13 protein-coding genes and 1 pseudogene are annotated in these 14,460 nt (G+C 61.5%); 3 read left to right on the top strand and 11 right to left on the bottom strand.

The window, feature by feature from the left end; translation table 11 throughout:
* The first annotated feature begins 105 nt into the window (after positions 1-105).
* Positions 106-1,320: a tyrosine-type recombinase/integrase gene (locus IPM49_00215; GenBank protein MBK9272950.1), complete on the top strand. Its 1,215-nt coding sequence runs from the start codon at positions 106-108 to the stop codon at positions 1,318-1,320.
* A gap of 366 nt (positions 1,321-1,686) precedes the next feature.
* Here IPM49_00215 and IPM49_00210 read toward each other — a convergent pair whose 3' ends face one another.
* The 8 genes from IPM49_00210 to IPM49_00175 all read right to left on the bottom strand — a co-directional run bounded on the left by IPM49_00210 (position 1,687) and on the right by IPM49_00175 (position 9,819).
* Positions 1,687-4,920 (bottom strand): N-6 DNA methylase, encoded by a 3,234-nt coding sequence (locus IPM49_00210; GenBank protein MBK9272949.1) that lies wholly within the window; start codon positions 4,918-4,920, stop codon positions 1,687-1,689.
* A gap of 747 nt (positions 4,921-5,667) precedes the next feature.
* Positions 5,668-6,567, bottom strand: a complete 900-nt coding sequence (locus tag IPM49_00205) for an IS3 family transposase (GenBank protein ID MBK9272948.1) — start codon at positions 6,565-6,567, stop codon at positions 5,668-5,670.
* Positions 6,568-6,587: 20 nt separating this feature from the next.
* Positions 6,588-6,854: a transposase gene (locus IPM49_00200; GenBank protein MBK9272947.1), complete on the bottom strand. Its 267-nt coding sequence runs from the start codon at positions 6,852-6,854 to the stop codon at positions 6,588-6,590.
* A 461-nt stretch (positions 6,855-7,315) separates the two neighbouring features.
* Positions 7,316-7,624 carry a type II toxin-antitoxin system RelE/ParE family toxin gene (locus IPM49_00195; GenBank protein ID MBK9272946.1) on the bottom strand — a complete coding sequence of 103 codons (309 nt, stop codon included), beginning with the start codon at positions 7,622-7,624 and terminating at the stop codon, positions 7,316-7,318.
* Positions 7,621-7,851 carry a hypothetical protein gene (locus IPM49_00190; GenBank protein MBK9272945.1) on the bottom strand — a complete coding sequence of 77 codons (231 nt, stop codon included), beginning with the start codon at positions 7,849-7,851 and terminating at the stop codon, positions 7,621-7,623. Before IPM49_00190 ends, IPM49_00195 begins: the two co-directional genes overlap by 4 nt.
* Before the next feature lie 50 nt (positions 7,852-7,901).
* Positions 7,902-9,203 (bottom strand): ornithine--oxo-acid transaminase, encoded by a 1,302-nt coding sequence (rocD, locus tag IPM49_00185; protein ID MBK9272944.1) that lies wholly within the window; start codon positions 9,201-9,203, stop codon positions 7,902-7,904.
* 90 nt (positions 9,204-9,293) lie between these two features.
* Positions 9,294-9,623: a hypothetical protein gene (locus tag IPM49_00180; protein MBK9272943.1), complete on the bottom strand. Its 330-nt coding sequence runs from the start codon at positions 9,621-9,623 to the stop codon at positions 9,294-9,296.
* Positions 9,613-9,819 carry a hypothetical protein gene (locus tag IPM49_00175; GenBank protein ID MBK9272942.1) on the bottom strand — a complete coding sequence of 69 codons (207 nt, stop codon included), beginning with the start codon at positions 9,817-9,819 and terminating at the stop codon, positions 9,613-9,615. Before IPM49_00175 ends, IPM49_00180 begins: the two co-directional genes overlap by 11 nt.
* Before the next feature lie 44 nt (positions 9,820-9,863).
* Between IPM49_00175 and rlmD the strand changes: the two are divergent.
* Both rlmD and IPM49_00165 read left to right on the top strand, forming a co-directional pair.
* Positions 9,864-11,293 (top strand): annotated as a pseudogene (gene rlmD / locus IPM49_00170) (23S rRNA (uracil(1939)-C(5))-methyltransferase RlmD).
* An 11-nt stretch (positions 11,294-11,304) separates the two neighbouring features.
* Positions 11,305-12,066 carry a hypothetical protein gene (locus tag IPM49_00165; GenBank protein MBK9272941.1) on the top strand — a complete coding sequence of 254 codons (762 nt, stop codon included), beginning with the start codon at positions 11,305-11,307 and terminating at the stop codon, positions 12,064-12,066.
* Here the strand turns inward: IPM49_00165 and IPM49_00160 are convergent.
* The 3 genes from IPM49_00160 to IPM49_00150 form a co-directional block, all read right to left on the bottom strand.
* Positions 12,042-13,112, bottom strand: coding sequence for an alanine/ornithine racemase family PLP-dependent enzyme (locus IPM49_00160; GenBank protein MBK9272940.1), 1,071 nt, complete (start codon positions 13,110-13,112; stop codon positions 12,042-12,044). The genes IPM49_00165 and IPM49_00160 overlap by 25 nt on opposite strands.
* Positions 13,100-14,263, bottom strand: coding sequence for an alanine racemase (alr, locus tag IPM49_00155; GenBank protein ID MBK9272939.1), 1,164 nt, complete (start codon positions 14,261-14,263; stop codon positions 13,100-13,102). Before alr ends, IPM49_00160 begins: the two co-directional genes overlap by 13 nt.
* Positions 14,264-14,460, bottom strand: a 197-nt coding sequence (locus tag IPM49_00150) for a M20/M25/M40 family metallo-hydrolase (protein MBK9272938.1), incomplete at its 5' end; no start/stop codon positions are given.

Raw genomic sequence — 14,460 nt, 5'->3', positions numbered from 1 at the left:
GAGCGCCCACGCGCGTGCGTCGGCCCCTCGCGTCAGGCGTTCAAGGCACGAGCGTGGACGCTCGCGCCAGAGGTGGTACGGACGCTGTTATCTTGCCTTTCCGCAATGGACGAAAAGGCCATCGATCGTGGGGTCCGGCTGGAGCACCTGGTGCACCATGCCCAGCGGTGCATCGCCCTGCACTTCCCCTTTGATGCCGCGTTGATCGCGGCCGCCAAGCACGCCGGAGCCCGGTGGAGCAAAACCCACCGGTGCTGGTATACGCCCAACGCCCCGAAGCACCTTCAGGAGATCTTCGCGGCGTTCAAAGGCAAGGCCTGGGTGGACATGAACGGCTTGCGGAAGAAGGCCGGGACGAGCGCACCCGCTCCACCCATCCCCAAGCCACCAAGCACTGCCGGAGCGGCCAACGGGACCAAGCGCCCACCGACCTCAGCGGCCACCGCGCACCAGAAGCCTACGGCTTCGGCCCTGTCCAAGGCGCAGGAGGATGCCTTGGCCGCCATGCGCCGCAAGCTGGAGATCGGCCGCTACAGTCCGCGCAGCATCCCGGTGTACCTCGGTGCCACCAAGCAGCTCTTTCAGCACTTCCCGAACAAGCATCCGAACGACATCCGCACGGAGGACATCGAGGCCTTCCAACACCACCTCGCCTCGGTCCGTAAGGTGAGCAACAGCACCCTGAACCAGGCGGTGAACGCCATCCGTTACTACTATATGAACGTGCTGGGCGATGTGCGGCGCGTCACCTTCATCGAACGGCCAAGGTCGGAGCGCAAACTGCCATCCGTGCTGAGTGAGGAGGAGGTGGCCTCCCTGTTGCGCAACGTGGACAATCTGAAGCACCGCAGCATCCTCATGCTCATCTATTCCGCTGGGCTGCGGCTCAGTGAGCTCATCGGACTGGAGCGACAGGACCTGGCAGTGGAGCGCGGCCAGCTGGTCGTTCGCCGCGGAAAGGGAAGCAAAGATCGGACGACCCTGCTCAGCCGCAAGGCCTTGGCTTCCTTGGAAGAATATCTGACCAAATACAAACCGAAGCGATACCTGTTCGAAGGCCCCGATGGCGGACCCTACTCCCCTCGAAGCGTCCAGGTCATCTTTCATCGCGCCCGGGAGAAGGCAGGCATCACCAAACCGGCCACCGTTCATACCCTGCGCCACAGTTTCGCCACCCACCTCTTGGAGAAGGGGACCGACCTGCGCTATATTCAGGCGCTGTTGGGACACAGCTCCAGCAAGACCACCGAGATCTACACGCACGTAAGCACCAAAGCCCTTGGCAAGATCCGAAGCCCGCTCGATGACCTGGACCTGTGAGAATGTTATTGCGCACTATCACCCGCACAGGAACGATATACGCAATAGCCCCCTCCTGACAAGTCCAGAAATTGACGCAATGCGGCAATGATCAGTTAGGTGCCATCGCAAATACGCCAACGCGCCTAAAGCCACCGCTCGACTAAAAACAGAACCCGGCCCGGCTGAGAACCCAGAAAAGGGCGGCAGCCAATGCCGCCCAAGAACTTCGGAGGACTGAAGAAAAAGAACCGGCTCCGCCGGAAAGGACTGACTAATCATAGGTCTTACGCCAGCGTTGGCGGTTGCGCCACCACTTCCCGGAGACGAATGACCAAAGACCATTGAGAAGGTCAAGGAGCATCCGGTGGCGTGGGTGCATGTAGCTCATGCCCGCCGTAGTTTAATCTCAGCAGTAATTAGCTTCTCGGCTTCCTTCATCACCTCCGCGACCGTTACCGTGCGTGCCTTTTCGTCGTGTTGCCCGTGGGCCTTCTTCACCAGGTCGGCAAGTCGAGCGTGGGCTTTGTCCGTCGCGCTGTATGCCGGCAGGCTGATATGCTTGAACACGTCGCCCATATTGGTCGAGATGTTGTGGGCCTCAATCATCTCCTTGACGATTTCCGAGTGAAGCAACCCGCACAGGAAATAGGCTGGCTCTGGCTTAGTGAAGTCAGCAAAGTAGAGCTTGTGATCTGGCACGTAGACACGCTTCCCAATGCCGGTAATGCTGCCAGACTCAACAACCGCCGCACAAAAGTCACCCGTCATTTCGGCCCATATGACTTTGTAGGGTGCGAAGGTGTAGTCCCCAACATTGTAGATCGAAAAGAACGGAGCCCCCTTCATGCGCGTCTTGAATGTGGATCGCGACTCTAAGTTGCTCTGATAGGCCTTGAAGAACTTGAACGTCTTCGGGTTCTTTGTTGTGCTGAATCCCTCTCGTGCCTTTGTTAGTGCTGCTTTGTCGATTCCCTTGTTTGGAACGAATGCGAAGAGAGGGCTTTCGGGTTTGAAGTAGCAGGGATGCAAGTCACCGGCTCCCTTGGCCAGGGGATATAGACATTCCGCCTCGACCCAAAATTCGCGGGGCTTGCCGATGTCGGTTCTCCCTTCGTGTGGCCGCGTTCGGACCTTCACCGTCTTCTCGAAAGGATTCACGTCCACCACATCAACGAAGTAGACCCCGTTAAGGTCGGTTGTGATTCCCTTGCGACCGTTGACCCATGTGGAGGGGCCAAATAGTGGCTTGTAGGCCGCAAAGTGACCGGGCTTCATTACGGCCCACGGCGCACCCTCCATTGTGTCAGAAACCGGATTGGCTTCCATCTGCACCACATCGACCAGGTTGAGCGCATCGAGTCTTGAAAGTCGGTGGTCGATGGCTTTGAGTCGGCGCTCTTTGGTTCCGCTTCCTGGCTTGACCTTTCCAAGCCACACCCGGTAATCAACGGGGAAGGTCGTCTTCCCTTTTGCCTTCTTCGTGAACATGACCACGGCGGTCCTGTTTGCTGCGTCTGGGAATGGCTTGATTCCCTTCATATCATCAACGGAGAGTGGAACTAGACGGTCCTCGGTGTTAATTCGGAAGCGTCTGAACCCCTGCGATGACGGCGATTGAAACACGGTTTGAGTGATAACGAACACTAATCGTCCCTTGTCAATCAACCATTTGTCGGCCGTGGTGTAGGTAATGATGGCCGATATATCGAGCTCATTGCCCCCGTGGAACTTGGTATCAGAAAAAATATCATACTGCTCACACGTTGGCTTGGCTCGGTTCCGATACTCTTCAGGAAGATTTGACCATCGCACCCAGGGAGGATTGCCAACGATAGCGTCGAACTGCCCCGCCGTTGCTGACCAAAAGAAATTGCGGACGATTCTAAACCATATGCCGTTCCAGTTCTGGCGATGAAGTGCAAGAACCTGGTTGTATGTCGTCGCTAAATGTTCATCCCACGTGGCCGCTTGCTCCTTAGTGAGGATGTTCGTGCTGGTGAGTGCTTTACTGACTCCCGGATACTCTGTTTCCTTCTCAACCTCATGGCCCATGAGTTGGAACACCTGGTCAAGGAGTGAGCGATTGCGAGCAAGCTCGGCGGGCAAGACCACTTGCAAGTTGGCTTGTTGGCTACCGATGCTATACTCAATCACCTTTTGGTTGCCCTTGGGGTTTGGAGCAGGAGAATAGACCGCATCGGCCAAGAGCACGGGAATTTCAACGTCCTTGCCTTTGCATTGTCGCAGAAGATCGGCGATGGCGATTAGAAAATTGACTCGCGACGTTTGAACCGCAAGCGGGTTAAGGTCGAAACCCCAAACGGTGTTTGTGAGCATGTCCACCGTTCGCTCAGCAGCCCATCCGGCAGCAAGTGCGGCCCGGCGCTTCTCCTCGATGGCTTCAAGGAGAAAAGAACCCGATCCACAAGTCGGGTCGAGAAGGCGAGCCTTCAACCATGTTGCATCATCATAGCCGAGTTTACCAACGGAATGCTCGACCAGCCAATCCGGAGTGTAGAATTCGCCTAAGCTCTTTCGGAGCTCTTCCGGGACCAGGTCTTGATAGAAATCTCGGAGCACATCGCGTGAACGTCCGGTCTTCTTAATGGTGTCGAAGCGATAGACGGACAATTGAGCGAGAAGAGTCCGGATTGCCAGGCACAGGGAACCGCGAAGCGTCTTCTTGGTTCCCGCATCTAGATACCAACTGAAGATTGCCTCCTCAACGAACCCGTGAAGGCCGACCGCGTTAAAGAACTGGCCTTCCTCGACATCAGCTCGGATGGCCGTCAATAGTGCCTCGTCCTTTGTGATGGTCAGCAGTTCGTGAATGAGCGACGTGCTCGATGCCATGCCATGCGCCGCCACGATTTCCGCCGCGATCAACTTCATCAGAAGCGAATGGAACGTGTGTGTAACGAAGAGCTTAGCCGGTAAGTCGATGCTCGCGGGACCATCGAAGTCAAAACCGAGCGACCCATTGATCTTTTTCCGTTGTTGAATGCTCAGGTCTGCGGCCTGGCCGTAAAGTGTGGCCCATTCCTCAAACAGCATTTTAATCTTCCGATTACCATGCCCTCCGAGTGAATCCGCTAAAGCATTCGATAGCTCTTGCATGAACTCACGGCCCGTCAACGATAGGTGACCGAAATCCTCCGCCAAGTTCTCGGCTGTGATTGCACGACGAAAGTTAGCCCGGAGCGCATCTACCACCATTTGAAACGCGGTGGTGGAGAAAGGAATCAATGGCTGGTGGACAATGCGCCCATCCTGCACTTGGGCGAACGCGACATGGTCGCCGTCAATTGCTACGCCGATGTAGTCTTTTTCATCAAGCCCTTGCTCCTTAGACAGACGCTCGATGTATTTCAGTAAGCGGCTTTCTGTTGCCTCGATGAACTTCGGACTCTTCTCGCTGCCATTGAAAAGCCCGGGGGCCTTAAACTCGATCACCACATTGTTGTAACTCGAGTCCCGCTTCGCGCGCTCTGCATCCAAGTCGATTTGAAGCGCTTCCTCTAGCCCCTTCATCCATGCATGCCGAACCTCTTCCTCGTTCGCCCATTGCTTGCGGCGACGATTGATTAGCTCATACCCTTTCTTCGTGTTCTCATCCAAGTTCATGGCGTGGGTTGTCCTCTTCTAAATGGTGCCCAAAGTTGCACCAGGGTTTTATCTCACTTCGCTTGCCTACGTGGGCGCGCCCTACATTCGCTTGACTCTGTCCTGAGTAGTGTGTAGTAGCTTCTGTTCCATAGAGCGTTGCAAGTTACCGTCCGGCCATCGACCGTCATTCACTACGGACCCGAGTTGCCAACAAGCCCCTGAGCGCAATGGTGCCCCACTGCGCTTAACCGCTGAAGCCCCAATGCAAACAGCCGGGCCGGGTTCTGAGTCCCGCTTGTCCACTGACAGCAAGCCACTACCTTGCAGCAATGGGCGGGACCAAATGCGGAAGACGCGACGGCACCTAACATCGGCTTGCAGCAATGCGCCCCAACGCACCAAAGAGCCAACGCACGAGCGCACTGCTGCAAGCCTCATCCGTTAGGTGCAATGAAATAGGAATCGGCGTGAAGATCATCTTGACACATACAACTATCGGACTTTCACTGATTCTTCAGTCTTGTTGCTTTGGAACGAAGGAGAATCATTTGGGTAACAATATCTACCTATCCGAGTTTGACAACATCGACAGGAGAATTCTATACCAGCAAGAGAGTTGCGCCAAGTCTGGAGTAGAAGTTGTGCCAATGTCAGTGGTTGCAATAGCCCACAATGATGAGTGGATTATCGCCAAGTCCGCCAGTGGCCGAAATGCCAGATATTGGATTATTAAGAATAAGTACTGTAAGCACCCCCCTTTTAGGCGCAGTGGATTGTAAAGGTACTTCTAGGTGTGGTGGTGTTGTGGATGTCCTGTTGAACTGTGGGGAACTCCGCGCGTGAGCCTGTGTAGTGGGCAGGGAGTTGTCCACATTTCAACAGGAACGCACGGGGCGAGAGGCGGAGCAGCGAACCGTGCGGGCGCACATGGTTGTAGCGCCACATCCACTCCTGGGACATTTGCCGGACCTGTTCGAGGGACTCGAAGATCCAGGCATCCAGCACTTCGGTCCGGTATGTCCTGTTGAAGCGCTCGATCAGGCCGTTCTGCATGGGCCGGCCAGGCTGAATGTAGGTGAACTCGATGCCGTTGGTGGCAGCCCATTCCTTCATGGCCTGCGCGATGAACTCCGGCCCGTTGTCCATGCGCAGGCGTTCGGGCTTGCCGCGCCACTCGATGAGTTGTTCGAGCTCCCTGATCACCCGAGGGGCTGGCAGGGATGTATCCACCGCGATGCATAAGGCCTCCCGGTTGAAGTCGTCCATCACGTTGAAGGTCCTGTACTTGCGGCCGGTGGCCAGCGCATCGTGCATGAAGTCCATGCTCCAGGTGATGTTCGGCCCGATGGGCAGCACGATCGGGTCCTTCACCCGCTCGGGGATACGGCGCTTGGTGCGCTTGCGCTGAGGTAGCTTGCACTCCTTGTAGATCCGATGCAGACGCTTCTTGTTGGCCTCGCAGCCCTCATTCTCCATGCGGCCTCGGATCAGTGAGAAGCCCCACTGGGGCTCACTCTCGGCCACACGCATCATGTGCTCGATCACCTCCACGTCGTTCTTCTCCTTGGGCACGTAGCGGTACACGCTCGCGCTCAAACTCAACAGCTTGCAGGCCCGGCGTTCGCTGTACTGGCGCTGTTCGACCAGTCGGCGTACGATCTCTCGCTTATCGTCCGGGCCTACAACTTTCCCTCGATGATCTCCTTGAGCACCTGGCGGTCCATCTGCGCCTCAGTGTACATCTTCTCCAGCCGGGCATACTTGGCCTTCAGCTCCTTGAACTCCTTGAGCTGGTTGGCGTCCAGGCCGCTGTACTTGGCCTTCCACTGGTAGAACGTGGGCTGGCTCACACCGTGCTCCCGGCACAGGTCCGCCACCTTCTTGCCCGCCTCATGCTCGCGCAGCATCCCAACGATCTGCGCCTCGGTGAATCTGCTCTTCTTCATCCTGATCAAGGTTAGGTGTTTCTACTTTCACCTGCACCTGTTTCAGGGGGTGCTTACAGTACGATAAGATGCCTGACGGTGAAACCGTGAAACTAAATACTGCGGAATTTGAAGACCATGATTTATTCCTATCCTACTTGAAAGAACACAGTATACCACTAGAATTAAAGGAAATAAACTAGAAAACTGCGCCTAACATGCGCTTGCCGCAAGCCGCCCTCGTCCCGGTGCCAACTCCCGTTGAAGCGTTGTACTTTTCGTCCAGAAACAAGTTCTCGAAAGGCGGCCTGCGGCAAGCGCAGGCCCGTTGAACGCCATCGCGCCCAAAGCGGCGCGCCAGCGTCCAACTGCGAATGACCACCGCGGGTAGGCGGCACGCGCCGCTCACGGGCCGTGCAAGGCACCGATGCGAACTGCCGCACACTGGTGCGGATGGTGGTACTGGGGATCAGCCCGTGCACCTAGGGTGGGTTCCCTCGCGTGCGCTGGAACCGCTGAGTGCGCACATCGACGAAGTCCAGGATGATCAACTGGTCATCGGCCACCCGGTAGAAGAGGCGCACTTGCCGCGCGACCGGAATGCTCCGGATACCCAGTTCGGCCCGTTCGAGGATCCCGCCTTCGGGAAAAACGACCAGCAGGTCCACTGTGTGTTCCACCTCTTCGTGGAACGACCGTGCTGCGGTCACGCCCCACTCATGCCGGATGTATCCGAGGAGCGCTCCGAAGGTGTTGTCCGCCTGGATGGTCCAGACCGGCCGGAGGCTCATGGTCGATGCCGCCGGAGCACCTCTTCCGACGCACGCAGGTTCGCGGGATCCTTCGAGGCCTCATGCGCCCGTAGAACGCGCTCCTGCTGCTCCACTGTCAACGTGTTCCACACGCCGCTGTCACCGACCGCGCTGGCGAGCAGCTCGTGCACACGCGAGAGCAAGGCCTCGTTCTGGATCGAGTCCACCAAGGCATGAAGGCGGTCACGTAGGGCGGTCGTGTTCATGGCGTGTGATGTGACCATAAAGGTAGCGCCCAACCGCTCGCTTCGTCCACCTACGCGAACTGCCGCACGCTGGTGCGGATGATGTTCACGCACTCCATCAGCTGCTCGGCGGTGATCACCAGCGGCGGGGCGAAGCGGATGATGTCGCCGTGGGTGGGCTTGGCCAGCAGGCCGTTATCGCGCAGCAGCAGGCAGAGCTCCCAGGCCGTCCTCGGGCTGCCATCCGGCGCCGTGCGGGCTTCGATCACGAGCGCATTCAGCAGCCCGCGGCCGCGCACCAGCTTCACGAAGGGGTACTCGTCCACCAGCTTCCGCATCTCGGCGCGGAAGAGCTCACCGAGCCGGTCGGCGTTGCCGCAGAGGTCCTCGTCCTGCGCAATGCCCAGGGCCTCGATGGCCAGGCGCGCGCCCATGGGGTTGCCGCCGTAGGTGCTGCCGTGGGTGCCGGGGGTGAAGACGTTCATCACCGCATCGTCGGCCAGCACGGCGCTCACCGGGTACATGCCGCCGCTGAGGGCCTTGGCGAGGATCACCACATCGGGGCGCTGCACCCCTTCGCGTGCTTCGCAGAGGCCCTTGGTGCAGTGGCAGCCGCTGTGGTGGCAGGAGGCGAGCAGCCGGCCGGTGCGCGCAATGCCGGTCTGGATCTCGTCCGCGATGAAGAGCACGTTGCGGGCCTTGCAGGCGGCGATGGCGCGGGGGATGTAGTCGTCGGCCGGCACGTACACGCCCTTCTCGCCCTGGATGGGCTCCACGAGGAAGGCGCAGACGTGCGGGTCCTCCAGCGCCCTCTCCAGCGCCGGAATGTCGTCGTAGGGGATCACCTCGAAGCCGGGCGTGAACGGCCCGAAGCCGCCCTGGCTGTCTGGGTCGGTGCTCATGCTGACGATGGTGATGGTGCGGCCGTGGAAGTTGCCCTCACACACGATGACCCTGGCCTGCCCCGCCGGGATGCCCTTCTTCTCGTAGCCCCACTTGCGCGCCATCTTGATGGCGGTCTCCACGGCCTCGGCGCCGGTGTTCATGGGCAGCATGCGGTCGTAGCCGAAGAGGGTGCACACGGTGCGGGCGTACTCGCCGAGCACGCTGTTGTAGAAGGCGCGGCTGGTGAGCGTCATGCGCGTGGCCTGCTCCTGCATCACCTTCACGAGGCGCGGGTGGCAGTGGCCCTGGTTCACGGCGCTGTAGGCGCTGAGGAAGTCGTAGTAGCGCTTGCCTTCCACGTCCCATACGAACACGCCCTTGCCGCTGTCGAGCACCACCGGAAGGGGGTGGTAGTTGTGGGCCCCGTAGTGCTCCTCGAGCTCGATGGCCTGCTGCGTGCGGGTGCGGATGCTGGAGTGGATCGACATGGCTGGAAGGACGGTCGTTCTGCGCGGAAGCGGCAAAACTAGGGGTTCGGGGCCGTGCGTTCGGCGAACCTCCAAGTCATGCGACATTCCCTATTCCGGTATCCAGCTCAGCAATTGTTCCAACTCCTTGTCCGAAAGCGTATCGCGCTCCGCCTTGTCGTACAGCGCCAGCAGATGCACCGTGTCACCTGCCACATGAACATGCGTGATCACCCTGCCTCCACCGCTCTTTCCGCGGCCTTTCGACGTGATCGAAAGTCGGACCTTGTAGCAGTCCTTCCCAAGGGACTTCCCGATGAAGGGGTCACGCTCCAGGATGGCACCCAAGGTTGCGACGTCCTTCTTCAAGGAGGGATACTTCTTCAAGAGCCGTTTCAGGTCGCGCTGGAAGGGCCGCAGCGCAATGACCTCAAAGCTCATCGAGGAACTGCTTCAACGGCTTGCCTTTGCGTGCACCGCGTTTGATCTCGCCGACCTCCGCCATCGCCTCGATCAGGTCCTCAACCCGACGGGACTTATCCTTGCTCAACGGAGCGACCTTGACGAAAGAGATGCTACTGAGCAGCTCGATCATCATTTTAGCCTTGCTCGTGGGTACTTCAAGGAGGATCTTCATGGCCTGTCAAAGATAAGCGGCTCAACCTTCCATCTTTGCCGCCCATGCCGCGCCGCGCGTCCCGTACCGCCGAAGAGGTGGCCGCCGTACCCATCACGGGCTGGGGCGCCAACGGCAAGGCCCTGGCTCGGTTGGATGGACTGGTGGTCTTCGTCACCGGCGCGGTGCCCGGCGACACGGCCGACCTGCGGATCCACACCCGCAAGAAGAGCTTCGCCGAGGCGTCGGCCACCCGCATCGTGGAGCCCAGCCCCGACCGGGTGCAACCCTTCTGCCGGCACTTCGGCAGCTGCGGCGGCTGCAAGTGGCAGGACCTGGACTATGCGAAGCAGCTCGAGTTCAAGCGCCAGCAGGGGATCGACAACCTGGAGCGCCTCGGCGGGCTGGAGCTGCCGGAGGTGCAGCCCACCCTGCCCTCGCCCGCCACGCGCGGCTACCGCAACAAGCTCGAGTTCACCGCCAGCGCGCACCGTTGGTTCACCCACGCCGAGCTGCGGACCATGGGCGACATCGCCGACCGCAACGCCCTGGGCTTCCACATCCCCAGCGCTTCGACCGCGTGCTGCAGGTGGACGAGTGCCATCTGCAACCCGCCCCGAGCGACGCCGTGCGCAACTTCCTCCGCGCCAAGGCCGCCGAACTGGGCATGAGCTTCTACAACATCCGCGCGCACCAGGGCGGCCTGCGCACGGTGATGGTGCGGACCACCCTCACGGGCGAGTGCATGGTGCTTGTGGCCTTCGGCGAGGACCGGCCCGAACAGCGCACCGCCCTGCTCGATGCGCTGCTGGACGCCTTCCCGCAGCTCACCAGCGTGCTGTGGACGGTGAACACCAAGCGCAACGACACCCTCTGGGACCTCGACATCCAGGTGCACGCCGGGCGCGATCATCTGGTGGAGGTGTTCACCGATGCCGCCACGGGACGTGCGCTTCGCTACCGCATCGGGCCCAAGAGCTTCTTCCAGACCAACCCGGCCCAGGCGCAGGCCATGTACGCGCTCACCCGCGAGCTCGCGGGCCTCACGGGGACCGAGCGGGTCTACGACCTGTACAGCGGGGCGGGCACCATCAGCCTGTACGTGGCCGGCCGGGCGGCGCAGGTGGTGGGCGCGGAGATCGTGCCCGAGGCGGTGGAGGACGCCTGGGCCAACGCCCGGCTGAACGGCATCACCAACGTGCACTTCGAGGCGGGCGACCTGAGGCACCTGCTGGACGCCACCTTCGTGCAGCGGAACGGCCGTCCGGACGTGGTGATCACCGACCCGCCGCGCGCGGGCATGCACGAGGACGTGGTGATGCGCCTGCGCGAGATGGCCCCGCCCCGCATCGTGTACGTGAGCTGCAACCCCGCCACCCAGGCCCGCGACCTGGCCCTGCTGAACGACCACTACCGCGTCACCTTCGTGCGACCGGTGGACATGTTCCCGCACACCTTCCACGTGGAGAACATCGTCCGCCTGGACCGCCGCTGAACCCCTTCATCATGCGCCTCCCTGCCCTGCTTCCGCTGTGCGCCCCGGCCCTCGCCCTGGGGCAGACCCTGACCGATCAGACCATCGAGCTCACCGTGCACGACACCGTGCCGCTCCGCTTCAGCGAGGTGGTGTACGAGATCCGCTGGAGCGATCCCGGCGACCAGCCCTACGAGGAGAACGCCGACTGGGAGAAGGTGCAGCGCGAGATGGCGGCGCGTGCGGACCGCGAGCTGGGGAAGCTGGAGAAGGAGCTGCGCGGCATGGGCCATGCCGTGGTGCGGACGACCGATGCCGGCGACGACCTCTCCCTCGCCCTGTACGCGCAGCCGCCACAACCGGTGCTGCGCGTGACCGCCAGGGACCGCGAGGCGTTGAAGCCGATGGTGGAGGCCCTGCGCGGTCGTCCGGGCCTGGAAGGCCACATCGCGCATTGGCGGTTCGACCAGCCGGAGGATGCGCAGACCGCCGTGCTGCAGGCCATGTACACCGCGGCGGAACAGCGTGCCCGCGCCATCGCGACGCTCGCGGGACGCAAGCTGGGCAAGCTGCTGGCCGCCTACGAGCCCCAGGCGAAGGAGACCGGTCTGCTGGAGCTGCTGGGGATGCTGGATGGCCGCGAGCGTGCCTACGACGACCCCGTTCAGGCCACCCCTGGCCGCGCGGCAGCGCAGCATGGTGTTCCGGTTCGCGCTGATCGACTGAGGCGCGGCGCCGGCCGCCCATCACCCACCGCGGCGCGGTGGGGCTACTCCACCACCTTGTCGATGTAGCGGGAGTTCATCACGCCCAGCGCGCCCATGTACCGCAACCTGAAGCTCATCACCGCGCCCACCCGGTAGTCGTGCGGGCTGTCGCCCAGATCGACCACCAGCATGTCGCTGCTGGCCTCGATGATGTGCACATGCTCGTCCTCGGGGATGAGGAAGCCCGGTTGCACATCGAGCAGGCCGATGTCGAGGATGGCCCGGTACGACGTGCGTCCCCGGTCCGCCTCGTCGAATTCCGGCTTGTGACCCGACGGATTCTCCGCCTGCACCCCGATGGGCACCACCGGCTTCTCGTAGAGCTCGATCACCTCGGCGAAGAGCTTGAACACATCGGACTCCATGCCGGGCAGCAAGCCACCGGTGAAGAGATCGGCTCCGAAGAACAGGGCCTCACCGATGCGGAAGTGGTTCACTCCCTTGGGTAATTCCTTGTTCAGCAGCAGGGGCACGGTGACGGTGGTGCCGCCGCTCACCCAGGGGATCACCCGGTCGAAGCGGGCCTCGATGAGCTGCTTGTAGAGGCTGAGCTGGATGAGCTTGTCCGCGCTCGGCATGATGCCGTTGAGGCAGTTGAGGTTGGTGCCCAGCCCGATGATCTCGATCCCCGGAAGCTGGAACACCTGCGCGTAGAAGTCCGTGAGGTGCTCGCCCATGACGCCCTCGCGCAGGTCGCCCATCTCCACCATGATGATGATCTTGTGATGGCGGCCCTGCCTCACCGCCTCCTCGCTCAGCCCCTTGATGGTGAAGAGGTCCGTGTTGAAGCTCACGTCCGCATAGCGCACCACGCTGGACAGGCTGCGCTTGGCGGGCGGCTTGATGTAGACGGTCTGCACCTGGGGCGCGATGGCCTTGATCGCCTTCAGGTTGCTGATGCGCGTGTCGTGCATCTCGGTGATGCCCAGGTCCACCAGCTCCTGCAGGTAGGTGCGGTTGCCGCAGAGCAGCTTGGTGACCACACCCCACGCGATGCCGTTGCCGTCGAACCAGCGCTGCAGCACGGCGTGGTTCCTCCGCAGCTTGTCGCGATAGAGCTTCAGGTAGGCCATGGTTCAGGGGATGACCGTCCGGGGATGTCGCGCGGCAGGCGCGTGAGCAGCTCGTAGTTGAGCTGTTCGCTCAGTTCGCTGAAGCTGGCCACCGTGATGCGATGGTCGCCCTGCTCACCGATGAGGACGACCTCGTCACCCTTCTCCACTCCCGGGATGTCGGTGATGTCCACGCTGATGGCGTTCATGTTGACGATGCCGGCGACCCGTGCCTGCTGCCCGTGCACCAGCACACGGCCCAGGTTGCTGAGCCCGCGGTCGAAGCCGTGCGCGTAGCCCACCGGCACCACGGCGATGCGCATGTCGTGCGCCGCTTCACTGCTCGTCCCATATCCGATGAAGCCGCCCGCCGCCACCCTGGTGATGGCCATGACGCGGCTCTTCCAGCCGATGAGGCGCTTGAGCGGATCGGTGGACACACCGCTCACCGCGCTGTAGCGGAACCACGTCTCCTGGTTGGGCCAGAAGCCGTACTGCATGATGCCGACGCGCGCCATCGGCCCCACCGTATGCGGATAGTTCATCACGGCCGCACTGCACGCCTGGTGGGCATAGGTCGGATGCAGGCCGGCCAGATGGGATCGGTCGAGCGCCTGTTGGAAGTGCGCCATCTGGGCGGTGACGCGCTGATCGTTGCTGCTGCTCTCCGCCCCGGCGAAATGGGTGAAGAGGCCCACCAGCTCGATGTGCTCGTCATGCGCGCGCATCAGGTCCAGCGCGGGTCCCAGCGCGGTGCGGTCGAAGCCGGTGCGGTGCATGCCGGTCTCCACCTCGATGTGGATGCGCGCCTTGCGCTTCTGCCTGCCCGCCTCGCCGATGGCCTGCTCCAGCCGGTGCCGGTCGTGCACACAGAACTCCACGCCATGCTCCACCGCCCAGGCCAGGCCATCGACCTCCACCATGCCCATGATGAAGAGGTCCGGGCACTTCCGCAGGTGCTCCACCACATGCCACGCTTCATCGGCGGAGTACACCCCGAAGTAGTCGACGCCCTCTTCCATGGCCAGCGGGATGAAGGCGTCCAGGCCATGCCCGTACGCATTGCCCTTCACCACGCTGCACAACCGCGCGCCGTTGAGCCGCTGACGCAGGAAGGCGAGGTTCCTTCGCAGCGCACTACGGCTGATGGTGATGGTGCTCGTTTCGAACATTCAGGTCAGTTGGCGGACGATCCGCTCGAACACGGCGATGCCCTGCGGGATGAGGTCCTCGGGGAAGTCGTAGTCGGGATTGTGCAGGGCGGGCGTTCCCTCCCCCGCCCCCAGCCCGAACATGCAACCGGGGAAGCGCTGGGTGAAGAGCCCGAAATCCTCGCCGAACTTGAAGGGATGCTCCGGCTCCCGGTGAG

This window comes from Flavobacteriales bacterium (assembly GCA_016715895.1).
In the GTDB taxonomy this organism is placed as follows: Bacteria; Bacteroidota; Bacteroidia; order Flavobacteriales_F; family PHOS-HE28; genus PHOS-HE28.
Note: the sequence above shows the minus strand (reverse complement) of the source record. Positions and strands in the feature narration are given on the sequence as shown.

What these genes read in the sequence shown, in the direction of transcription:
- IPM49_00215 (MBK9272950.1), top strand. Translation starts at nt 106, where the DNA reads ATGGACGAAAAGGCCATCGATCGTGGGGTCCGGCTGGAGCACCTGGTG.
- rocD (MBK9272944.1), bottom strand. Translation starts at nt 9,203, where the DNA reads ATGTCGATCCACTCCAGCATCCGCACCCGCACGCAGCAGGCCATCGAG.
- IPM49_00190 (MBK9272945.1), bottom strand. Translation starts at nt 7,851, where the DNA reads ATGAACACGACCGCCCTACGTGACCGCCTTCATGCCTTGGTGGACTCG.
- IPM49_00160 (MBK9272940.1), bottom strand. Translation starts at nt 13,112, where the DNA reads ATGGCCTACCTGAAGCTCTATCGCGACAAGCTGCGGAGGAACCACGCC.
- IPM49_00180 (MBK9272943.1), bottom strand. Translation starts at nt 9,623, where the DNA reads ATGAGCTTTGAGGTCATTGCGCTGCGGCCCTTCCAGCGCGACCTGAAA.
- IPM49_00200 (MBK9272947.1), bottom strand. Translation starts at nt 6,854, where the DNA reads ATGAAGAAGAGCAGATTCACCGAGGCGCAGATCGTTGGGATGCTGCGC.
- IPM49_00165 (MBK9272941.1), top strand. Translation starts at nt 11,305, where the DNA reads ATGCGCCTCCCTGCCCTGCTTCCGCTGTGCGCCCCGGCCCTCGCCCTG.
- alr (MBK9272939.1), bottom strand. Translation starts at nt 14,263, where the DNA reads ATGTTCGAAACGAGCACCATCACCATCAGCCGTAGTGCGCTGCGAAGG.
- IPM49_00195 (MBK9272946.1), bottom strand. Translation starts at nt 7,624, where the DNA reads ATGAGCCTCCGGCCGGTCTGGACCATCCAGGCGGACAACACCTTCGGA.
- IPM49_00175 (MBK9272942.1), bottom strand. Translation starts at nt 9,819, where the DNA reads ATGAAGATCCTCCTTGAAGTACCCACGAGCAAGGCTAAAATGATGATC.